We start from the raw sequence: 21,537 nt of genomic DNA, 5'->3' as shown, positions 1-21,537 counted from the left end.
AGCGGTCCTGTGAAGAGCGGTCCTGTGAAGGCCTTCCTGACCCACCCCACCCGGATCGGGTGGATCGGTGTGGTCCTGCTCGCCGTGCTGTTCGCGACGATCGGCGACCCCACGTACATCCACCTCGGCAGCCTCGTCGCCATCTGGGCGTTGTGGGGCAGCAGCTTCAACCTGATCTGGGGTTACGCGGGCCAGTTCTCGCTGGCCCAGGTCGGGTTCGGCGCCGTCGCCGGCTACTCGGTGGCGATCCTGACCACGCGCTACGGCTGGTCGTTCTGGGCGGCGGTGCCGCTCGCGATCGCGCTGACGGTGCTGTTCAGCGTCGTCGTCGGCTACTTCAGCCTGCGGCTGTCCGGGTTCTACTTCGCGATCATGACGTTGGCGTTCGCGCTGCTGGTCGTGCGCGTCATCTCCAGCAGCGAGCTCGCCGGCCGCTCGACGGGGATCAAGTCGAACTTCGACATCGGCACCATCTCGCTCGGGCCGCTGGAATGGGACCTGACGTCGCGCACCGGCGGGTTCGTGCTGCTCGCCTTCGTGCTCCTGGCGGCCGTGCTGGCCTTCATCGGCCGGATCGAGCGCAGCGGCACCGGCTGGGCGCTCAACGGGTTGCGCGAGGACGAGACGCTGTCGCGCTCGCTGGGCATCGAACCGCTGCGGTTCCGCCTGGTCGGGTTCATGGTCAGCGCGGTCATCGCCGCGATCGGCGGCATCCTCTACGCGACGTACCTGCGCTACATCTCGCCCGGCTTCTTCGGGTTGCCCGCCGTCATCGCGATGATCGCGCTGGTCGTACTGGGCGGCAGGGGTTTCCGGTTCGGACCGGTCCTGGGGGCCGTCGTGTACATCGCGATCACGCAGTGGCTCGAGGTGGGCGGGGAGTGGGGCGACGGCGTGTTCGGTGCGCTGCTCATCCTGCTGGTGCTGTTCGCGCCCAAGGGACTGCTCGGGATCGACCTGCGTCGACTGCGGCGCCGGCCCGAGCGCCCGGCTCCGACCGACGACGATGACCCCGCCGCGGCGCAACCGCCGCCGCCGACCCGTGAGAACCAGGGAGCGAAGGCATGACCGCGGACGTGGCGCCGGGCGAGGTGCTGTTGGAGTGCACGGACCTGGTCAAGAAGTTCGGCGGGGTGGCGGCCGTCGACGGCGTCGGTTTCGGGCTGCGCGCCGGAGAGGTGTCGGCCCTGATCGGGCCGAACGGCGCCGGGAAGACGACGGTGTTCAACCTGCTCAGCGGGTTCCTGACGGTCACCTCGGGATCGATCGCCTGGCGAGGGCGCGACATCACGTCCGCGAAGGCGACGGCCCGGGCCGGGTCGGGGCTCGTCCGTACCTTCCAGCAGCCGCGGGTGTTCGCGGCACTGACCGTGCGGCAGAACCTGGTGACGGCGACGCACACCGTCGTCCCGTCGCGGGTACTCGCGGACCTTCTCGGGTCGCCCGCCGCGCGCCGTCGGGCCCGCGAACGCCGCGGCCTGGCAGACGAGCTGCTCGAACGTTTCGACCTGGGCGCACACGCCGAGGTCGCGGCGGGGGACCTGCCCTACGGCCTGCGCAAACGGCTGGGCCTCGTGCTCGGGGTCGCGGCGTCGCCGACGGTGCTGCTGATGGACGAGCCGGCAGCCGGTCTCAACGACGCGGAGGTCGAGCTCCTCAAGCAGGACCTCGCGACGATCCGCGGGTCCGGCGTGACGATCTGCATCGTCGAGCACCACATGGGGCTGATCATGAGCGTGTCCGACCGCGTCATGGTCATGGAGACCGGGCGGATGATCGCCGACGGCACCCCGGCGGAGATCGCGAACGACGAGCGGGTCGTCACCGCATACCTGGGACAGGGGGCCACGGCGTGAGCTGGCTGAGCATCGACGACATCCACGTCCGGCGCGGCCATTCGTCCGTTCTGCGTGGTGTGAGCATCGATGTCGAACAGGGCGAGGTCGTCACCCTTCTCGGCTCCAACGGAATGGGGAAATCGACGACCCTGCGTACGCTCTCCGGCCTTCACCGCCCACATCGTGGGAAAATCATGTTCGACGGCACGCGGATCGACCGCCGCCCTATGCATGAGATAGTGAGGGACGGCGTCGCGCACGTTCCCGAAGGTCGTCAGGTATTCCCGGCGATGACAGTGCGCGAGAACCTGGAGATGGGCGCATTCGTGCGGCGCTCCGCGAGCGAGGGCATCGAGGAGGCGGTTCGGCGGTTCCCTGTCCTGGAGACGTTCCTCGACTCGCCGGCCGGGTCGCTCAGCGGTGGCCAGCAGCAGATGCTCGCGGTCGCGCGCGGGCTCATGAGCAAACCGCGGCTCCTCCTGCTCGACGAGCCGACGCTGGGGCTCGCTCCACTCGTGGTCGCCGAGATCGGCGCGATCATCCGATCGCTGCGGGAGGAAGGAGTGACGGTGCTGCTCGTGGAGCAGAACACCGCACTCGCCCTTGACGTCTCCGACCGCGCGTACGTTCTCGTCGAAGGTCGGGTCGAGCTGTCCGGTCCGTCCGCGGAACTGCTCGCCAGTGGGGAAATCAGAAAGGCGTACATGGGCATTTGAGAGTTGATTCTCGACTTCTCCGACGATTCCAGGGGACACACACGTGGTAGAGGTTCCACAGCACGCGAGCAGGGACGGGGCGGTGACGCGCGCCGCCGCGCTGCAGCGCCAGCACAAGCCGACGAAGACGGCGATGCTGCTGGCGCACTCGATCATCGAGGAGCTGGCCGAGGGCGACCACCCGGTCGGCAGCATCCTCGCGACCGAGAAGCAACTGCTCGAGCGCTACAACGTGGGCCGGGGCGTCCTCCGGGAAGCGTTGCGGTTCCTCGAGATCCAGGGCGTGCTGTGGACGAAGTCGGGCCCACGGGGAGGGCTGGTCGTCGGCGCCCAGGACGGCTCGCACCTCGGCAGCATCATCACGATGCAGATGCAGGTGCTGCGGACGCCGCTGGCGTCGGTCATCGAGGTGCGGGAGGTCGTCGAGCCCCGCGCCGCGGGCCTGGCCGCCGAGCGGGCCACGATGGAGCAGCTGGAGAACCTCGGGGCCTCGGTCGAGGAGATGCGCAACACCATCGGCGACGTCGACCCCTTCCTGCGCAGCAGTGCCGAGTTCCACGACCTCATCGCCTGGAGCGCGGGCAACGACCTGTTCCGGCTGCTCACCACGTCGCTGCACTGGATCACCGACCGCACCGCGCTCGGCATCGACTACTCCGAGCGTCGCCAGCGCGCTGTGCTCACCGCGCACGAGCAGATCTACGAGGCGATCCGGAACAACGACGCCGACGCGGCCGAGAAGCTGATGCGGAGCCACGTCGTCGACTTCCGGCGTTACCTGGAGAGCCGCTACCGCGAGACGTTGCAGGCGCCGCTGCGCTGGGAGCAGGCACTCTGATTTGCCGCCGTCACCGCCGCAGCAGGAAGTCGACGACGCGCTGCTGCGCGGCGGCGGCGTCGGGGTGGGTGTAGAGCGCCAGATGAGTGCCGGTGTCGAGGGTGAGCAGCTCGGCACCGGGCACCGCCGCGGCGGCGTGGTAGCTGTGCTCGGGCGGCAGGTCGGCGTCGGCGGTGCCCTGCACGACCAGCGTGGGCGCGGCGATCCTCTCCAGTTCGAGGCTCGTGATCTCGGCGAACCGGTCGATGTCGTTGGCGAACCCGGCCCGGCGGGTCCTGTCCTGCTCGGCGGTCGGCCCGAGGGCCAGGACGAAGTCGCGCTTGACGGGGTCGGCGAAGACCTCGGCCACGCGCTGGTCGAGCTGCTCCCGCGTCAGGTCGCCCTCGGCGGAGAGCGCGCCGCGGACGTACTGCTCGGGCTGGTGGGAGGCGAGCAACCGCATCAGCCACCGGCCGGGGGCCGAGGTGAACATGAGCCGGGTGGCGAGGTCCTGGTCGGGCAGCCTGTAGGACTCGCTCACGGCGGCGAAGGCGACGAGTGCGTCGACTCGGTCGGGGTGGCGGACGGCAAAGCGGTAGCCGCTCGGCCCGCCACCCGACCAGGAGAAGACGCCGGCCCGGGCGATGCCGAGCTCGTCGAGGAGGGCGGCGACGAGGTCGGCCTGGTCGTCGGCGGTGGTGCGGCCGTCGAGCGGGGTGCCCAGGTAGCCGGGGCGGGAGAGCAGGACGGCGGCGATCTCGTCGCGGGGCAGGAAACCCGCCATCAGCGCGGCGGCGTCGACACCCCCGGGGCTGCCGTGCAGGACGACGACCGGGGCTCCGGTGCCGACGACGGCGTACTCGACGATGCCGAGCCGGGTCCGGGCCGTCTTCGTATCGATCATGACTGCGTCCTTTCCGATTTCCGGTGACGTGGGGGAGCATCCGGGCGGCGAGGAGCGCCGCGGCGAGGGCGAGCAGGGCGGCGACGGCGAACCCGAGAGCGACGGCCCCGGTGAAGGGGCCGATCCGGAAGAGACTCGGGTCGAGCAGGGTGCGGCTCGGGTGGCGCGGGGTGACCGGCCGGGCGTGAGCCATGAGGAGCAGCCGGTTGTCCAGGATCTCCGCGACGGCCGACGCGCGGCGGTCGCCCGGATCCGAGGTCACGGCGCCAGGCTATTGACGACGGGACCCTGCCGCGTGATCCATGAGGATGACGCGGGGATCTCCGCACCCGGGGGCGGCGCGATCCGGACGTCGGGTGCGGTCGGGCGTGGCTCACCGAGGAGCTGCGGGCGGTCGCGAGGCCGGACCGGGCGGGGCGGCCACGTCAGCGGCCGGATCTCCGACGGAGAGCATCGCGACTCATGACGCCGACCGGACCGCGATGTCGGCGTAGGCGTCGCGGAAGGCGTCCAGGCGGTGCAGGTCGAGGCGGTCGACGCGCGGGTCGTCGGGGTCGGGGGTGCTGGTCGGGCCGAGGCGGACGGTGTCGATCCCGGCGCTGCGGAAGACGACGCCGTCGGTGCTGCCCGTCCAGTCCCGGATCTCGGTGGGCGGGCTGCCGCAGTGGCGGGTCCAGGCGTCGACGGCCGCGGCGACGACCGGCCGGTCGGCGGGGGTGACGCCCGCGGCGTGCAGGGTCTCCGCGGTCACGTCGACAGCGAAGCCGGGCAGCGCGGCGTCCACCTCGTCACGGAGCGACGCCGCGAGCGACGAGGGGTCGTCGCCGGGGACGGTCACGACGTAGAGCCGCAGGTCGACGACCGCGGGCAGCAGGTCGGGCTTCTGGCTGCTCCCGGCGTGCAGCGCACCGATCCCGGCCTCGCCGCCGATGCCGTCGGCACGGCCCCGGCGGGCGGCGACGTAGGCCTCCCGCCAGCGCGCGACCGCGGCGAGGATCGTGCCCGTCGAGGTGAGGATGCCGCCCGCGGGTGTGGCCGACGCGGGTGCGAGAGCCGCGCCCCAACCACCGGTGACGCGCAGCCGCAGGTAGCAGGCCCCGGGTTCGGCGCGCAGGACGGCGGGCGGCCCGCACTTGGCGATCACGACGGCGTCGGGACGCGGCCCGGTGGCGAGGTGGGCGAGAGCGCCCTGGCTCGACGCCGGGTGTACCTCCTGCGCCGCAACGGGTCCGGGCAGGGTGCTGCGGTGGGTTCCGGCGCTCGCGAGCAGCAGCTGAACCGATCGGTGCGGGCGGCCCGCGGCGGCGAGCAGGAACCCGGCGACGGCCGCCGCGGCCGGCGCCCGGGCGACCCCGAGTCCGAACCCGGCGACGGTGTCGCCGTCGACCCGCAGCGTGGGCAGCGGATCGCTGCGCCCGGTGATCGCGGCGTCGTCCGCATCGGAACCGGACAGGGACGTGTCGAGGTGCGACGCGAGCAGGAGCGCAGGCGAGCCGGTGCCGACCGTGCCGACCACGTTCCCGCCCGCCGGACCGACCCGGTCGACCCGCCACGACACGTCGGGCGCCGCGACGCGGGCCCACGCGACGAACGCCTCCGCCGCGGCGAGCTCCGCGCCGTGGGGCGCGGGCGTCGCCGCGAGGACCCGCAGGACGTCGAGGACGGAGGGAGCGCTCAGAACCGGCCCCAGTCGTCGGCGGCCGGGCGCCAGACGTCGATGTTGCGGGGGTCGGCCGGCATGTGCCGGGCCCGGTGCGTCTCGTGCTCCTCCGGGGTGAAGACGCGGTGGCTGTCGCACAGCTCGAAGCGCGGACCGTGCTTCGGGTCGTGCAGGTAGAACGCGATCGACGTCGACGCCGAGTGGTTGACCAGGTCGGAGGCGATCGGGGATCCCTTGTAGAGCGCCCGGGCCCGCATCCGCATGACGTGGTCGAAGCTCTTCATCGCGAAGCACAGGTGCGCGACGAAGGTCCCCGGCTCGCGGTTGCGCGAGATTGCCAGGCTGTGGTGGTAGCGGTCCTCGCAGCGGAAGAAGGTCGTCGAGCCGACGACGTGGTCGCTGGGGATGAAGCCGAGGACATCCTGGTAGAAGGCGACGGTGGCGTCGAAGTTGTCGGTGACCAGGAACGGGTGGACGAGGTCGAGCGGCCGGATCTCGACGTGCGGCGCCTCGGCGTACTCCTGGAAGTCGACGAACAGCTCGACGACCAGGCCGTTGGGGTCGACGGTTGCGAACCCCTGCCGGCACAGGGCCTGCTGCCGCTCCTCGAGGTCGCGGATCTCCATGCCGGCGTCGGCGACGCGCTTCTGCAGGTCGGCGAGCACTTCGTCGTTCTCGACGCTGAAGCCCACGGCGACGGTGTGCCCGGCCTCGCGGTGCGGGGCCGCGATGAGCTCGATGGAGTGGTGCTCGATGTCGGCGCGCAGGTAGGCGCGGTCGTCGGTGCGCCCTTCGAGTTGGAGGCCGACGTGGTAGATCAGGAATTGAATGGTCGCCTCGATGTCGGGGACCTCGATGCGGGCGTACTCCATCCCGAACGGCGCACGCCGGCGCGTCGGTGCAGTCATCATGTCTCCCTCACTCGGCGAGTACTCGTAGCTGACGATCGCCCGCTCGGCCACGACGGGCCGGAAGACTTCGGCGACGAAGGTCTCGTGGCGCTCGCTGGACAGATACTCGGTCAGCTCCTGCTCGGTCCGGAACTCGACCGTGAACGCGTGGGTGAACCGGTCGTCGCGGTTGCTGCGGTTGACCCCGCTATGGAAGTTGATCATTGCGGGATGGTGGGCCGGGAACTCGTCCATCGCGGCGACGACGGCCGCGGCCTGCTCCGGCGTGACCTCGGGCCTGAACCGGTAGGCGACGATGTGGCGGATCACAGGATGAAGCTCAGTCGGGCGCCTGCGGTGAGGTGCTCGTGGGCGAGGACGGCGCGACGGAGCAGGAAGCGCAGGCCGCCCTCAGTGACGCGCAGCCGGTGTTCGTAGCGCCCGACGTAGGAGTTCATGCCGCCGTCGCGGGAGCGGTGGACGATGAAGTTGGCCGTGAGGCGCAGCTCGTCGCCGTCCTGCTCGGCGAGCCGGACGTTGGAGATCATCCGGTGGGTCAGCGACGGCGGGTTCTCGGCGTGGGCCTTGCGGCTCTTGAGCCGCTTGACCCGGGCCTTGATCAGGTTCCAGTCGTCGCAGACGAAGTAGCCGCTGACGGCAGCGGGCAGGTGCGGGTTGTCGGTCGTCGGGACCTCGGAGCGGGCGCCCTCGACGAACAGCGACAGCCAGTCGTCGTAGCGCTGTGCGTCGAGGAGGTCGGCCTCGGCGTAGAGGAAGTCCTCGACCTCGGACCGGGTGACGACGCGGGTCGGTACCCCGTGGGCGATGGTCACCGGGTCACCTCCTGGGCCTCGGCCCCGAGGCCGGCGAGGATCTCGTCGAGGCCGTGGGGGCGCTTGCTGGGCTGGGGGACGGGCTCGGCCCGCGGCGGGGGCGGCGTCCCGATGTCGACGGGGTCCTGACCGATTGTGCGGACCCAGTGCCGCCAGAAGCCGCGCATCGCGCCCTCGTCGGTGGAGCGGCCGCGGTCGTCGGTGAGCTCGGAGGCCATGCCGCGGGACATGTCGCTGTAGTCGAGCTCGGTGCGGGCGTCGCCGGCGGTGGCCTCGATGCCACGCTGGACGGCCTCGTAGGCCTCGATGTCGTCGGGTGTCGCGAGCCCGCCGGGGCCGACGAAACTGACCATCGTCCGCATCCGCAGGTCGCGGACGTCCGCGTCCTCGACGCGGGGCACGAGCTGCCAGGCGCGGACATCGGTGTGGCCGGGGGCGACCGGTTCGAGCTGGCGGATCGACAGCCCCTCGAGGTCGAACAGGAGCAGGTTGGGGAAGACGAACAGGATGTGGCTCTCGTCGGCGACGAGGTGCGCGCGCTCGGAGCCGAGACGTTGCTCCATCTCGCGGCGGTGCTCCGCGGTGCGCTCGCGCTCGGCCTCGCCGAAGCGCGGCTCCCACAGCATGCTGATCCGCCCGCCGTGGCCGGTGAGGATCAGCAACGAGTGGCCGTTGCCGAGGTTGTAGGCGTACTGGTCGTCGTCGTCGACGGCGAAGCCGGTCTCGCGCAGGTACCCCACGAACGTGTTGTGCGTCGGGGAGAAGTGGTAGCCGTCCATCGCGTTCTCGACGCCGAGCTTCCAGTTGCCCTTGACGCTGTAGAGCTGCGTTCCGGGCAGAACCTCCATGCCGCCGACGTGCTGCTCACGGATCATCGTGAGGTAGTCGGCTGCTGCGCCGAGGTGCTCGTGCAGGGGTGGGACGTCGGCGGTGAAGGAGACGAAGACGAAGCCCTCGAACGTCTCCAGGCGGGCGACCGGCCGAAGCGCCATGCTCTCGCGGAAGTCGTCCCCGGAGTAGGCGACCTGGTCCGGGATGGCCGCGACGTCGCCGTTGTTGCGGAACGTCCATGCGTGGTAGAAGCACTGGAAGAGCTTGGTGGAGCCGCGCGACTCGCGGCACAGCACGGTCCCGCGGTGCGGGCAGCTGTTGAGGAAGGCGTGCAGCTCGCCCTCGGTGTCGCGGCAGAAGATCAGCGGTCGGCCGCCCAGGTTGCGCACGACGAAGTCGTTCGGTTCGGGGATCTCGGTCTCGTGGCCGAGGTAGAGCCAGCTCCGGTCCCAGATCCGTGCGCGCTCGTCGGCGAAGACGTTCTCGTCGCGGTAGGCGCTGCGGTGGACCCGGAACGTCAGTGTGTCCCAGTCCTGGACGACCAGGGGAGTGTCGGTCGCGGTCCGCTGGCGTTCCGCGCCGATCGAACCTCGGCGTTCGGTCACAACACGTGCTCCCGTCTGCCTCCCGGCGGGAGGCGGCTGGCCGTCTAGCGTTCAAAAATGCGAGACGGCATCTTGCATGTCGCTACACCCATTGTGTGCGACGCAGGCGGCATGTCAACTCCCCGCGGCGCGTCGTCGCAGGCCGCGCACCCGTCGCGACGAGGGCGCGGCACAGCGCCGCCGCGTCCCGTGACGCGGCGGATCGGGAGTGGCGTGGGGTGCCTCAGCCGGCGGCGTCGTTGGGTTCGGTGGTCCCGAGATACCCCGACAGCTCGTTCGACGTCGTGAGCAGGGCGCTGGCAAGTGGACCGTCGCCGGCGGGCTCGACCGACGCGGTCGTCCCCACGATCGCCATGGCGCCGACGAGCGCCGGACCGCGGAACACCGGGGCCGCGATCGTCCGCACGCCGTTGACGGCCGGCACGTTCACCGAGACACCGTCGCGCCGGATCATCTCCAGCTCGGCCCCGAGTTCCGCGTCGCGTCGCAGCACCTTCGGCAGGCCGGGCACCTCGTCGGGGGACCAGGTGCAGAACACCCTGCCCTGTGCCGACTGCACGGGATCGAGCCGCGACCCGATCCGCACGCTGATCCGGATGACCCGGTCGGTGTTGTCGACCGAGCGCACGATGATCGGTGACTCGCCGTCCCACACGCTCAGGACGACGGTCTCGTTGACGTCACGCACCAGCCGCTCCATGAACGGCTCGGCCGCGCTGATGATCGGCAGTCCGGCCCGGGCGGCGGCGCCGAGCGTCAGGACCTGGGGGCCGAGGGAGAACAGGGCGGTGCGCTCGTCGTAGCGCAGCAGCTTCGCCGCGCGCAGCGCCTTGGTGTAGCGGTGGGCCGTGGCTTTACTGGTGCCGAGCCGCTCGGTGATCTGGTTGAGGCTCAGGAACGGGTTCGCCGGGGTGAACGAGTCCAGGATGACGGCGGCACGTTGCACGGTCTGGATCGTGGGCGCCGTGGCGTCCCCACGGGGGACATCATTACCCAACGTTGTCACCGAACCTCCCGGCATGTGTGGCACACCGTCGACGACGGCGCGTGGAGCAGTATCGACGACGACGCGCTCATGCGGGCCTGGCCTCGGCGACGGCGGGGTGATCGGTACCCACCCGGCCGATGCCCTGGGCGCCACCGGGCGAGCCCAGCTCGCCGAAGAACTCGGCGTTGACGCCGGCCCAGTGCGCGGCCGCGGCGGGCAGGTCGTCGTGATGGAAGATCGACATCTGCGGGCAGACGGCCTCGCAGGCGCCGCACTCGACGCACTCGTCGGGCTGGATGTAGAGCATCCGGGCACCCTCGTAGATGCAGTCGACCGGGCACTCTGTGACGCAGGACCTGTCCATCTCGTCGATGCAGGACTCCGTGATCACGTATGGCACGTGGGGTTCATCTTTCACAAGGCGGTACGGGAGGGTCGTTCTCAGGAGACGGCGGAGGACTCCTGCGCGCGCAGCTCCGCGAGGAAGTCGGCGCGCGGCGGGCAGAAGATGTCGATGTTGATGCAGTCGCCCCCGATCGGGACGATGTGGTGCGACGAGCCCCGCGGCACCAGCAGCAGCGAGCCGGCCGTCATCCGGTGCGGCGTCCCCGCGACGTGGTAGTCGCAGGTCCCCTCCGCGATGTAGACGAGCTGGTCGAAGTCGTCGTGGCTGTGCGGGTTGAGGTCCATGCCGGCTTCGAGCCGGTGCCAGGCGATCATGACCTCGTCGGTCGAGTAGAGCTTGCGATGCACGCCGGGCCGCACGGTCACCTCGGGGAGCTCGTCCCAGTTCACGGCGAGGCCGTACAGCAGCGGGTTGCGGGCCTGCTCGGTCATGGTTCCTCCACGGTCTCGGGTCGATGGGCGGCCAGTGCGGTGCCGAGCAGCTGCAGGTCCGAGCCCAGCAGGACATAGGTCGCAGTGGTGAGGCCCAGCCCGTCGACCGCGGAGCCGGCCGGGGCCCAGCCGCCGAACGCGACGCCCGCCGCGGCCGCGGCCCGTTCGATGCCGGCGATCTCGTCGCGCAGCCTGTCGGCGTCGGTACGGACCGCGGGGTCGAGGCCGAGCGCGACCTGCAGGTCGGTGGTCCCGACGAACACGACGTCGAGCCCGGCGGCGAGCGTCTCCACCGGGTCGGCGGTCGGCCCCTCGATCTGGCCGACGAGCAGTGGTGGGTTCTCCCGCTCGGCGTCCAGGTAGCCACGCAGCCTGGTGCCGCCGTAGCCGGCCGCCCTGTGGCCGAGGCTCACCGATCGGTCGCCGGCGGGGCTGTAGTGGGCGGCGGCGCGCAGTGCGTCGAGCTGGGCCAGGCTCGCCAGCGACGACAGCTGGATGCCCGCCGCCCCCGCTTCCAACAGTCGGTTGACCAGCGCCCGGTCGACCGTCGGCACCCGGACGACGACGGGCAGCCCCAGTGCGTCGCCGTGCCGCACGAGCGCGAGGGCCTCGCCGTCGGTGAGACCGGAGTGCTCCAGGTCGACGACGGCCAGGTCCCAGCCCGCCCCGGCGACGGCCTCGAGGACGTCGGTCGGGGTGAGCTTGACGAAGGTGCCGACGACGCGGCGGCCCTGCGCAAGCAGGTGGCGCAGCCGCGCGCGGCTCCGGTGGACGTTGGTCATGGCCGGGTCAGGCCGCCGAGCCGCGCCACGGCACGAGCTCGACGGGCGCCCCGTTGTGCAGGACGGTGACCGGCTCGAACCGGGGCGCGACGATGCTGTTGCCGGCGGCGTCGGGGAGGACCTGGTCGGAGACCTCCTCGATGACGGTGACGTGCGCGGCGGTGCCCGCCTCCAGGCTGCCGTAGCCCTCGTCGGCGATGCCCAGCAGCCGGGCCGGGTCGATCGTCGCGCGCTTGATGATCTCGTCGAGTGGGGCGCCGAGGGCGACCAGCTTGGAGATGCTGGTCAAGAGGTCGTAGACGGGGCCGCGCCAGTTCCGGGCGCTGGTGTCCGACGATGCGATGTCGGGCAGGAAGCCTTCGGCGATGGCGACCTTCGCGATGTCGAAGGACAGGTTGGACTTGCCGTGTGCGGAGTCGAACAGGACGCCGCGCTCGCGGGCCTCGGCGACGGCCGGCATGACCATGCCGTCGGCGAGGATGTTGTGCGGCTTGCCCGTGTAGCAGTGGGCCACGATGTCGCCCGCCCGCAGCAGCGGCAGCACGACGTCGAGCGGCTCGGACGTCTCGCCGATGTGCACCATGACCGGCAAGCCGGCCTCGTCGCCGACGGCGAGCGAGCGGTCGAGCAGCTCGCGCCAGTTGTCGCCGACGACGTCCTCGGACAGCCGGATCTTGAAGCCGCGCACGATCTCCGGGTGGTCCTTGGCGACGGCGAGGGCGTCCTCGGGGACGAGCGTGTCGGGGTTCATCAGCTCGCCGAACCGGAAGTCGATCAGGCCCAGGACCGAGACGTTGAGGAAGCTGAGGATGCGCATCCCGCTCGGTTCGACGACGAGCTTGCGGAACGCGGCGAACGTCGATGCACCGGCGGTCCCGGCGTCGGCGGCGGCGACGACGCCGCGGCGCAGATGCGCCTCGACGGGGTCGGCGCCGACCTTGCTGACGTGCTGGAAGATGTGGGTGTGTCCCTCGACCAGGCCGGGGAGAACGATCCGCCCGGTGCAGTCGATCGTCTCGGTGGCAGGTCCGGTGACGGTCTCGGAGACCTCGCTGATGCGTCCGTCGCGGATCGCGACGTCGAACCGGCCGTCGATCCCCTGGGCGGGATCGAGGACGCGGCCGCCCTTCAGGACGATGTCGTGGGCGCCTGCGTTCATGGGGAACTCCGGGGGTGGGTGGGTGTGTGGGCGCGTGATGCCGGTCAGGCCGGTGTGAGCGTGTCCGGGACGGGGGACAGCGCGATCGACGTGTGCAGCGGCAGGACGCCGTCGACCTCGACGGTCAGCGTCGAGCCGGGTGTGAGGAAGGTGCCGCGGTCCTGACCGGTGCCGGCGGGCGTGCCGGTGAGCAGGACGTCGCCGGGTTCGAGCGCTGCGAACCAGGAGATGCGGGAGAGCAGCTCGGTGATCGGCCAGATCATGTCGGCGCTGGTCGAGTCCTGGCGCAGGACGCCGTCGACGAGGCCGCGAACCCCGATCGCGTCGGGGTCGGCGACGGCCTCGGCGGGCAGCACGGACGCACCGATCGGGGTGCAGCCGGGGAAGCTCTTGGCGAGCGTCGGGTTGCCGGTCCGGACCATGACGTCGCGGGCGGTGAGGTCGTTGGCGGCGGTGATCCCGGCGACGTGCGACCAGGCGTCGCGGGCGTCGACGCGGTACATCCGGCGGCCGACGACGACGGCGATCTCGGCCTCGCCGTCGAGCTGCTCGGTGCAGCCGTCGGGGAAGAGGAGCGCGTCGCCGGACGTGGCGACCGCCGACGCGGCGCAGGTGTAGAGCGTCGGTTCGACGGGGATCGGGCGGCCGGTGAGCCGGGCCTTGCTGTGGTAGTTCATCCCGACGCCCCAGACGGTGCCGATCGCGCCGAGCGGGGCGACGAGGCCGGCGACGGCCTCGTCGAGCGGGAGCCGTCGGGTGACGGGCGCGAGGTGCGCGTCGTGCAGCGATCCGGTCGCGCGGACCAGTTCGCCGAGGTCCCGGTGGGGGAGGTCGAGGAGTGCGACTTCGGTGCCGTCACGGCGCGCGACCCCCCATCGGGTGGCAAGGACGTCCATACGTCGCATCTTTCGATGCGAGACGGCGTCTTGTCAACTATTACGTGATGCCATCGCGGATGATGAGACGGAGCGTGCTTCGGGAAGGGCGGCATCGACAGCAGAACCGCTGGTCGAATGCCGAACAGCCGTGGCGGGGCGAACACCGTCACGCGGCAGGTACGCGCGCACCGGCCGACCGTCGCGAGACGGTCGGCCGGCACGGGAAGGTCCGGGAGGGTCGGCGTCAGGTGCCCCAGTCCAACCGGGGCTGCGTGACCTGCCCGATGCGGTGGTGACCATCGGGATGGCCGGGACCGTCGGCCGCACCCTGCTCCTTGACGACGTGCTTGCCGAATCCCGCCACGAGCGGGCGCGTCCCCCGCTTGAGCCACAGCCGCATCAGGTGCCGCCGCCGCTCGGGCTCGGGATGGTCGACGAACGCCGTGCGCGAGTGCAGGGCGGCATGGTTGGACAGCCACTGGATGTCACCGGGCTGGAAGTCCATGTGCAGGACGAGCCCGTCGTGGCCCAGGATCGCGTCGAGCAGGTCGAGCAGCTCCTCCTGCTGCGGGGCCAGCCGGGGGACCTCCTCGTAGTCCTGGGCGGAGCGGATGATCCGATTGCCGGCGTACATGCTGAAGACGCCGTCGACGACGCACACCATCGGCGAGGTGTAGGTGTTCGCGGGCGCGTCGTGGTCCTGCTTGTACCAGTCCCAGTGCCACGTCTCGAACATCAACGGCGCGAGGTCGGGCCGCTGTTCCAGCACGGTGTTGTAGATCGTCGCCGCGCAGATCAGGCTGCTCGCCCCGCCCTCCTTCGCCGGGCGCAGGCACAGCAGGCCCACGACGTCGCTGGAGTCGGAGTGGAAGTTGAGGCTGTCGCGGATCGCCGATCCGAGCGCAGTGGGGTCGTCGCGCTTCTTGTCCGACGTCGCCCGGACGTGGTCGAGCAGGTCCCCCATCTGGTTGAGCTGCATGGGGACGCCCAGGTGCAGCCCCAGGACGAAGTAGATCGCCCCGGACAGCGCGTCGGTGTACTCGGCGACGCGCAGACCACGGACCAGGACGAAACCGCGACCGCCGTCGAGGGCACGGGCCCACTCGTCGACAGCCGGGCGGCACACCGGCAGTGGGTAGTCGTCGGCGGTGACGCGCCGCAGGTCGGGGTCGTCGGCCACGAAGCGCGCGCCGACCGCCTCCAGCTCGGCGAGCTCGTCGGCGGTCAGGCGGTGGATCCAGTCGGTGCGGGTGGACAGCTCGTCGCCGCGCCACACAGCGGGGCCGGTGACGGGCTGAGAGGTCGTGATGGACATACGTGTTCCTCGGTGGTCGGGGGGTTGCTCGACCCGCCGTGGGCACTGGCTGCCGCGCGTGGGTCCGGGTGCGTCCCGATCAGAAGTGCGCGTAGATCCCGTTCACGGCCGTGCCGTGGCGCAGGCCGTGACGTTTGGGCGCCGACCGGCGGCGCGGATGCGGATGCGTCGTCCTCACCTCCCTGGGTGCACCGTCGTCAGACGTCTCCGTTGAACCGGTCGAGAAGCCCCTTCGCCGTGCCGACGACGCGACCGCGCGGAGCGGTGTAGGGATGCCGCGCGGCGGTGGCCTCGTCGAGGTCGACGCCCAGGCCGGGGCGATCGGGGATCGGCAGCATGCCGTCGACGACCTGGTCCAGCCCGAGCTCGGCGCCCACGGCGAGCTCCTCGTGCGCCGGGACGAGGTTCAGGGAGTACTCGACGAGTCGGATCGCGGGCACCGTCGCGGCCAGGTGCAGGTTCGCGGCCAGGGCCAGCGGACCCGCCGAGACGTGCGGGACTACGCGGGCGCCGTAGCGCGACGCCGCGACCTGCGCCATTCGGCGCGCCACCGAGATGCCCCCGTTGACCGCGGCGTCGGGTTGCAGCACCGACACCCCGCTCTCCAGGACCTCGATCGCCTCCTCGACGCCGAACAGGTGCTCGCCGTAGGCGATCGGGACCGCGCTCGCCCGGGTCGCGAGCGCGATACCGGCCCGCGCCGTCTGCGGCATGGGCTCCTCGAACCACCGGATGCCCAGATCTGCCAGGTGTCGCGAGATCTCGACCGTCGTCGCCTGCGTGTACGTCTCGCTGCCGTCGATCATCAGCTCGATGGCGTCGGGCAGTAGCTCGCGCAGCTCGGTGAGGACACGCAGGTCGTCGTGCCAGACCGGGCCGAGACGCACCTTCGCCTTGGTCACGCCGCGCTCGGTGGCCCGGGAGATCAGCTCGTGGTGGAAGCCGGCCGGGCCCTCGTCGAGGAACGTCGACGACGCGTAGATCTCGACGGAGTCGCGGACCCGCCCGATCAGCGCGCTGACCGACCGGCCGGCGGCCTTGCCCAGCAGGTCCCACAGCGCGATCTCGACGGCGCTGCGTGCCTGCGCGGCGATCCACACGTCGCCGAGGCGGCGCCGGGTGGTCATCCGCAGCTTCTCGGTGAGCGGCTCGACCGCGACGAGCTCCTCGCCCACGAGCAGCGGGTCGTAGACGTCGCGGATCAGGGTGGCCAGCACCGAGGCGTAGGAGCAGCCGTAGCTGTCGCAGGCCTCGCCGTAGCCGACGAGCCCGTCGTCGGTGGTGATCTTGACGAACAGCAGCGACATCGGCTCCCGGCGCAGCGGGAACGTGATCGGGATCGGCTCGATCGACCGGATCCTCATGCCTTCAGCTCGGTCGGGTGTGCGTCGCGGTCGCGCACGCCGGCGTCCTCCTCGGCCGCGGAGGGCGTGGCCGCGGGCCGCCGGACGAGGGTGAACACCTCGGCGCGGCGCTTCACGAACTCGGGCTCCGCCTTCGTGGTGAGCTGGTCGCGACGCCCCAGGTCGACCGGGATGTCGGCGATCAACCGTCCCGGATGCGCGGCCAGGACGATGACCCGGTCGGCCACGTAGACGGCCTCGTCGATGTCGTGGGTGACCATCGCGACGGTCATGTTGTAGCGGTCGCGCAGCGCCAGGACCAGGTCCTCCAGATCGGCGCGGGTCTGGGCGTCGACAGCGGCGAGCGGCTCGTCCATGAGCATCACGGTCGGTTCGACGACCAGCGCGCGGGCGATCGCGACGCGCTGCTGCATGCCGCCCGACATCTGCCACGGGTAGAGCGCCTGCGTCCCGGCGAGGTCGACGGCCTTCAGCGCCTCGTCGACGCGGCGGGCCACCTCGGCCTTGGGCAGCTTGTCGGCGGCCGCGGCCATCGACAGGTTCTTGCCGACCGTCATCCACGGGAACAGCGAGCGTCCGTAGTCCTGGAAGACGACGGCCACGCCGGGCGGCGGCCCGGAGATGGCCTTGTCGCCCAGGCGGATCCCGCCGGCGGTGGGGGTGAGCAGCCCGGCCATCATCATCAGCAGGGTCGACTTGCCGCAGCCGGACGGGCCGACGATCGAGACGAACTGTCCGCTCTCGATGACGAACGAGGTCTCGTCGAGCGCGAGTCGGGCCGAGGGGCCGTCCCCGTAGACCTTCTTGACGCCTTCGACGTGGAGATCCATCGGTGCCTTCGCTCCGTTCGGCGTGAGTCGTCGCGATGTCGCGAGGATGGTCATTGGCCGCTCAGCCCCTCCCGGCGCTGCCAGCGCAGCACCCGCTTCTCGATGAGCTCGAGGACGACGTTGAGGAGCACGCTGATCACGCCGATCAGCAGGAACGCCGACCACATCTGCAGGAACTTGAACGACTGCTGGTTGAGCAGGATCTCGTAGCCGACGCCCGCCGTCGTCGCGTACAGCTCGGAGATCACCATGAGGATCAGCGCGACGCCGATGCTGACGCGGACGCCGGTGAGGATGCCCGGCATCGCGGCGGGCACGAGGACGCGGCGGTACAGCGTGAACGGCGATACCCGCAGGCTGCGTGCCGTCTGCAGAGTCATCCGGTCGACACCCGCGACTCCGTCGGCGGTGTTGACGATGATGAGCCCCACGGTGCCGACGAAGATCAGGAAGACGTTCATGCTGTCGGCGATGCCGAAGATCTGGACGGCGACCGGGATGATCGCCGACTTCGGCTCGGCCAGCCAGAACCGGATGAACGGGAAGTACATGGCCGCGGCGACCGCGCTGCGGCCCAGCAGGATGCCGACCGGGATGCCGACGACCAGCGCGAGGCCCCAACCCTGCGCGAGGCGCCGCAGGCTGGGCACGGCCGCGTCGAAGAAGTGCTGCGACAGGAACAGCGACGACGGGTCGGCCGCGAACCAGTCGTTGCCGAACTGCACGAAGATCTTCGACAGCGGCGGGAAGTACAGCGTCGGGCTGAGGGTGGCGACGACCTGCCACAGGATCGCGATCGCGACGAGCAGCCACAGGCTGCTCACCCCGCTCACGATCCGGCGGCCGAAGGGGCGCTTGCGGCGCGGGAGGCGTACGGGCGTCGCCGGGTCGTCGGCGGGTGGTGGTGACGGCGCCAGCGTGGACGTGGCCCCGGACGGGTCAGGCACTGGCCCTCCAACCGACGGCGCGACGCTCGAGACGGACCAGCACGGTGTAGAGGAGCGCACCGAGCAGGCCGACGACGATCACGGCCGCGTAGACGATGTCGGGGCGCAGGGCCTGCTGGTACAGCCGCAGGAACGTCCCGACCCCGGAACGGGCGCCGAGCAGCTCGGCGGCGATGACGACGACGAGCGCTGTACCCGTCGCGACCCGCACGCCGGTGAGGATCGACGGCAGCGCGCTGGGCAGCGTCACGTACACCTGGCGGCGCCACCACGGCCAGCGCATCGAGCGCGCGGCGTCGAGGCGCAGCGGCTCGGTGCCGAGCACGCCGTAGCTGGTGTTGATGATGATCGGCCAGAGGATCGCCCAGAACGCGATGGCGACCTTCATCTCCGTCGCCAGCCCGAACATCAGGATGGCGATCGGCAGCAGCGCGGTGGCGGGGACGGCCCGCGCGACGTTGACGACGACCATCGAGGGCCTGCGCAGGAACGGGATCGAACTGGTCACCAGGCCGATGACGATGCCTGCTGCGCTGCCGAGGGCGAGCGCGATCAGCCAGGTGAGCAGGGTGTCGCCGAGGGCGCCGAGGAACTCGCCGCTGGTGAGTACACCGGGCAGGGCCCCGGCCACCACCGCCGGCCCGGGGAGGGCCGACGGCGGGATGACGCCGGTGGACGCGCCGAGCTGCCAGAGCGCGATCAGCGAGCCGGTGCCGAGGATGCCGAGCCCGACCCGCTGGGCCCGGTTGAGCTGGGCGGCCGTGGCGGCGCGGGACGAACCGGGAGGTACCTGCGTCCGCCGGCTCGTCGCCGACGCCGCGGTCATCCGGTGGTCCAGGCGAAGTCGGCGACCTTGGTCTCGACGGGGAAATCGGCCGGGATGGCCTTGGTCTCGGCGAGGATCGACTTCATCCGCATGAAGGAGTCGCGGTCGATGCGTCCGGCGTAGCCCTGCTCGGCGATCTGGGCGAGGTCCGCGGCGGGCCGCTTGCAGTACTTGGCGAAGATGTCGAACTTCTGGGCGTTGTTGGCCTTGTCGTTGCCCGCGGTCGCGGCCTCGTCCATCGCGTCGGTGAACTGCACGACGGCCTTCTGGTTCTTGGCCAGGAAGTCGTTCGACGTGGCGTAGAGCGCGGTCGGGGTGGCGCCGCCGGCAGCATCGAAGATCGGGTTGCCGATCGATCGGCCGGTACCGGCCTTGGTCACCTCGAACACCTCGGTCGACGTGACCTGCGCGCCCTCGACAGCCTTGTTGGCGACGGCGGTGGCGAGCTCGGGGAAGGGCAGCGCGGTGAACTTCGGTGCGTCGCCGCCGGCGTCGGTGATCCAGCGGGAGGTGAGGACGGCGCCGGTGCCGGTCAGCTCGTTGACGGCGACCGTCTTGCCCGACAGGTCTGCGGGACCACGTACCGGGGAGTCGGTGGCGACGATCACGCCGTGGCTCTCGGGCGTCGAGACGCCGCTGCCGGAGACGATCGTGAGCGGCAGACCCTGGGCAAGTGCGTTGAAGATGGCCGCCGAGCTGACGAATGCGACGTCGGCCGATCCCGACTGGACCGCCGCGATACCGGCGTTCCCGCCCGTGGACTTGACGAGCTCCACGTCGAGGCCGTGCTTCTGGAAGATCCCGGCGTCGTGGGCGTAGAGCGCAATCTCGTTGCAGAGGCCGAGGCTGGTGACGCGCAGGGGGATCCGGCCGGATTCGCTTGCGGTCACCTCTTCGGTCGATGATCCGCATCCGGCCAGTGTCGCGACGGCGAGCACCGATGCGACCGCGGTGGCCACCCACTTGAGACGTCGATTCATGGGGCACTCCGTTGTGTGGTGGAACGGCCGTCGGTGGCGCGGCTCCCGGCTGCGCCTTCTGTCTGTTCCGCCGCCGTAGCGGGTTCGGACGAACACATGCTTACCGAGTCCCGTATCGACCGTCGAGCGACGTTCGCCACGTTCGTGGAGGGGTGGCCGAGGTGGCGCCATCTTGTATTGCGATACGACGTCGTGTCAATCAATACGGCAGCGGGGTTGCGAAGAGACCTCGGAAGGCGCCTCACGTGAAGATCGACCGGTCGATGCCGCAGTGTGCGCCCAGTACGCCGTCGACCACCTGTGTGACGCCGAGGTCGCCCGCGACGGACACGAGTGAGTAGGCGTCGTCGGCCGAGAGCCCGACCCGCCACCGCAGCAGCGCAATCATCTCGCGCACGGCCATCACCGCCGCGGCGTCGAGGTCGTCGCCGAAGCCGTGGGTGAACCAGTGCGTCGCCGTCTCCAGGACGGGCGTACGGATCTCGACGTCGTCGACGGCCGCGACCCGGATCGTCGCGTTCATCGACGCCTCGATCGCCGTCCCGCACACCTCGCCGTCGCCCTGGGCGAAGTGCGGGTCGCCGACGTAGACGCCCGCGCCTTCGTGGAAGACGGGGAAGAAGATCGTGGCGCCCTCGCCGAACCGCCAGTTGTCGACGTTCCCGCCGAACACGCCGGGCGGCACCGTCGACACGGGCTCGGTACCGGGCGGCAGGACGCCGACGACGCCGAGGTGCGGTCGGACCGGGATGCGCACCGGCCGGCCGAACGGCTCGTCGATGCGCGCGTCGGCGGGGGAGAGCCAGCCGGGGACGTCGTAGACCGGCCGGCTGCGGAAGTCGTAGGCGAACTCGGGCCGGGCGAGGGTGGGGAACGAGGCGTCGTCGAGCCGGTAGATCGTGATGCGCTCCTTGCCGAAGTCGGAGTGCAGCAGCCCCCAGTTGGCGGCGCAGTTGGATCCGTAGGGCGCGCGCGGCGCGGTCGACTCGATCCGGACGGCCACCGCGCCGCCAGGGTGGGCCCCCGAGACGGCCACCGGCCCGGTCAGGACGTGCACACCGGGGCCGCGCTCACTCTCGGGAAACGCCGACCAGATGGCGTGCAGGCCCTCGTCGAGCATCAGCTCGGGGGCATCGCCTGCGTGGTGGCTGACGGCCTCGACGTCGAGGCGCGCGCCGGAGTCGACCGTGAGGACCGGTGTCGCCGTCGGGTCGATGGAGCCCCAGCGGACGGTCCCCGGAGTCGCGGGCAGGGCGTGGGTCGGGGGCGCGGCGGCGGCGAAGGTCTCCATGGTCGCGGGCGAGAGCATCTCGACCGTCTGGAGGATGGGGGTGTGGGTCATGGTCCAAGGAGGCGCCGGCACTGTTGCCGATGCGTGACGCTGCAGTAAAAGCGTCACGTATTACGTGATGACGTAACGCACCGTGGAGTGACGCCGACTACACCTGGGGGTGCGAAGCGGGCTTCGCCCGGCCCTGGCGTATCGATTGACACGACGGCGTATCGCATTACAAGATGCCGGAGTCCGCGCGGCAGA

The 21,537-nt window shown here is 71.0% G+C and carries 22 protein-coding genes; 4 read left to right on the top strand and 18 right to left on the bottom strand.

Going from position 1 to position 21,537, the window contains the following annotated elements:
- The first annotated feature begins 9 nt into the window (after positions 1 to 9).
- The 4 genes from AB7F12_RS00355 to AB7F12_RS00340 all read left to right on the top strand — a co-directional run bounded on the left by AB7F12_RS00355 (position 10) and on the right by AB7F12_RS00340 (position 3,392).
- A complete protein-coding gene (locus AB7F12_RS00355; RefSeq protein ID WP_428498609.1) occupies positions 10 to 1,068 on the top strand; it encodes a branched-chain amino acid ABC transporter permease in 1,059 nt (352 codons plus the stop codon).
- Positions 1,065 to 1,856: an ABC transporter ATP-binding protein gene (locus AB7F12_RS00350; protein ID WP_428498610.1), complete on the top strand. Its 792-nt coding sequence runs from the start codon at positions 1,065 to 1,067 to the stop codon at positions 1,854 to 1,856. Before AB7F12_RS00355 ends, AB7F12_RS00350 begins: the two co-directional genes overlap by 4 nt.
- The gene (locus AB7F12_RS00345; protein ID WP_428498611.1) at positions 1,853 to 2,554 is read left to right on the top strand and encodes an ABC transporter ATP-binding protein; all 702 of its coding nucleotides are present in this window, start codon (positions 1,853 to 1,855) and stop codon (positions 2,552 to 2,554) included. Before AB7F12_RS00350 ends, AB7F12_RS00345 begins: the two co-directional genes overlap by 4 nt.
- Positions 2,555 to 2,636: 82 nt before the next feature.
- The gene (locus AB7F12_RS00340) at positions 2,637 to 3,392 is read left to right on the top strand and encodes a FadR/GntR family transcriptional regulator (protein WP_428498612.1); all 756 of its coding nucleotides are present in this window, start codon (positions 2,637 to 2,639) and stop codon (positions 3,390 to 3,392) included.
- A gap of 10 nt (positions 3,393 to 3,402) precedes the next feature.
- On the opposite strand, the gene AB7F12_RS00335 is transcribed toward AB7F12_RS00340, so the two are convergent.
- From AB7F12_RS00335 to AB7F12_RS00250, 18 genes are all read right to left on the bottom strand, one after another.
- Positions 3,403 to 4,275: an alpha/beta fold hydrolase gene (locus AB7F12_RS00335; protein ID WP_428498613.1), complete on the bottom strand. Its 873-nt coding sequence runs from the start codon at positions 4,273 to 4,275 to the stop codon at positions 3,403 to 3,405.
- A gap of 460 nt (positions 4,276 to 4,735) precedes the next feature.
- The gene (locus tag AB7F12_RS00330; protein ID WP_428498614.1) at positions 4,736 to 5,833 is read right to left on the bottom strand and encodes a hypothetical protein; all 1,098 of its coding nucleotides are present in this window, start codon (positions 5,831 to 5,833) and stop codon (positions 4,736 to 4,738) included.
- A gap of 116 nt (positions 5,834 to 5,949) precedes the next feature.
- Positions 5,950 to 7,155 carry a VOC family protein gene (locus AB7F12_RS00325; RefSeq protein ID WP_428498615.1) on the bottom strand — a complete coding sequence of 402 codons (1,206 nt, stop codon included), beginning with the start codon at positions 7,153 to 7,155 and terminating at the stop codon, positions 5,950 to 5,952.
- Entirely contained in the window at positions 7,152 to 7,658 is a 507-nt protein-coding gene (locus AB7F12_RS00320; RefSeq protein WP_428498616.1) for an aromatic-ring-hydroxylating dioxygenase subunit beta, read from the bottom strand. Before AB7F12_RS00320 ends, AB7F12_RS00325 begins: the two co-directional genes overlap by 4 nt.
- Entirely contained in the window at positions 7,655 to 9,094 is a 1,440-nt protein-coding gene (locus AB7F12_RS00315; RefSeq protein ID WP_428498617.1) for an aromatic ring-hydroxylating oxygenase subunit alpha, read from the bottom strand. Before AB7F12_RS00315 ends, AB7F12_RS00320 begins: the two co-directional genes overlap by 4 nt.
- Positions 9,095 to 9,317: 223 nt before the next feature.
- A complete protein-coding gene (locus AB7F12_RS00310) occupies positions 9,318 to 10,040 on the bottom strand; it encodes an IclR family transcriptional regulator (protein ID WP_428498618.1) in 723 nt (240 codons plus the stop codon).
- A 127-nt stretch (positions 10,041 to 10,167) separates the two neighbouring features.
- The gene (gene fdxA / locus AB7F12_RS00305) at positions 10,168 to 10,482 is read right to left on the bottom strand and encodes a ferredoxin (protein ID WP_428498619.1); all 315 of its coding nucleotides are present in this window, start codon (positions 10,480 to 10,482) and stop codon (positions 10,168 to 10,170) included.
- A gap of 41 nt (positions 10,483 to 10,523) precedes the next feature.
- The gene (locus AB7F12_RS00300; protein WP_428498620.1) at positions 10,524 to 10,919 is read right to left on the bottom strand and encodes an AraC family ligand binding domain-containing protein; all 396 of its coding nucleotides are present in this window, start codon (positions 10,917 to 10,919) and stop codon (positions 10,524 to 10,526) included.
- The gene (locus AB7F12_RS00295; RefSeq protein WP_428498621.1) at positions 10,916 to 11,701 is read right to left on the bottom strand and encodes an aldolase/citrate lyase family protein; all 786 of its coding nucleotides are present in this window, start codon (positions 11,699 to 11,701) and stop codon (positions 10,916 to 10,918) included. The genes AB7F12_RS00300 and AB7F12_RS00295 overlap by 4 nt, the downstream gene beginning before the upstream one ends.
- Before the next feature lie 7 nt (positions 11,702 to 11,708).
- Positions 11,709 to 12,860, bottom strand: a complete 1,152-nt coding sequence (locus tag AB7F12_RS00290; protein WP_428498622.1) for an amidohydrolase family protein — start codon at positions 12,858 to 12,860, stop codon at positions 11,709 to 11,711.
- A gap of 44 nt (positions 12,861 to 12,904) precedes the next feature.
- On the bottom strand, positions 12,905 to 13,756 hold the full coding sequence (locus tag AB7F12_RS00285) for a fumarylacetoacetate hydrolase family protein (RefSeq protein WP_428498623.1): 852 nt from the start codon (positions 13,754 to 13,756) through the stop codon (positions 12,905 to 12,907).
- A gap of 226 nt (positions 13,757 to 13,982) precedes the next feature.
- Positions 13,983 to 15,053: a TauD/TfdA family dioxygenase gene (locus AB7F12_RS00280; RefSeq protein WP_428498624.1), complete on the bottom strand. Its 1,071-nt coding sequence runs from the start codon at positions 15,051 to 15,053 to the stop codon at positions 13,983 to 13,985.
- A gap of 197 nt (positions 15,054 to 15,250) precedes the next feature.
- Positions 15,251 to 16,417, bottom strand: a complete 1,167-nt coding sequence (locus AB7F12_RS00275) for a mandelate racemase/muconate lactonizing enzyme family protein (RefSeq protein ID WP_428498625.1) — start codon at positions 16,415 to 16,417, stop codon at positions 15,251 to 15,253.
- Positions 16,414 to 17,247 (bottom strand): ABC transporter ATP-binding protein, encoded by an 834-nt coding sequence (locus tag AB7F12_RS00270; protein WP_428499860.1) that lies wholly within the window; start codon positions 17,245 to 17,247, stop codon positions 16,414 to 16,416. Before AB7F12_RS00270 ends, AB7F12_RS00275 begins: the two co-directional genes overlap by 4 nt.
- Positions 17,248 to 17,297: 50 nt before the next feature.
- Positions 17,298 to 18,194: an ABC transporter permease gene (locus tag AB7F12_RS00265; RefSeq protein WP_428499859.1), complete on the bottom strand. Its 897-nt coding sequence runs from the start codon at positions 18,192 to 18,194 to the stop codon at positions 17,298 to 17,300.
- Positions 18,187 to 19,020 (bottom strand): ABC transporter permease, encoded by an 834-nt coding sequence (locus AB7F12_RS00260; protein WP_428499858.1) that lies wholly within the window; start codon positions 19,018 to 19,020, stop codon positions 18,187 to 18,189. The genes AB7F12_RS00265 and AB7F12_RS00260 overlap by 8 nt, the downstream gene beginning before the upstream one ends.
- On the bottom strand, positions 19,017 to 20,000 hold the full coding sequence (locus tag AB7F12_RS00255) for an ABC transporter substrate-binding protein (RefSeq protein WP_428499857.1): 984 nt from the start codon (positions 19,998 to 20,000) through the stop codon (positions 19,017 to 19,019). The genes AB7F12_RS00260 and AB7F12_RS00255 overlap by 4 nt, the downstream gene beginning before the upstream one ends.
- Positions 20,001 to 20,241: 241 nt before the next feature.
- Positions 20,242 to 21,342: an acetamidase/formamidase family protein gene (locus tag AB7F12_RS00250; RefSeq protein ID WP_428499856.1), complete on the bottom strand. Its 1,101-nt coding sequence runs from the start codon at positions 21,340 to 21,342 to the stop codon at positions 20,242 to 20,244.
- Positions 21,343 to 21,537: the final 195 nt, after the last annotated feature.

The sequence above is a fragment of the Pseudonocardia sp. genome (assembly GCF_050250275.1).
Taxonomy (GTDB): domain Bacteria; phylum Actinomycetota; class Actinomycetes; order Mycobacteriales; family Pseudonocardiaceae; genus Pseudonocardia.
Note: the sequence above shows the minus strand (reverse complement) of the source record. Positions and strands in the feature narration are given on the sequence as shown.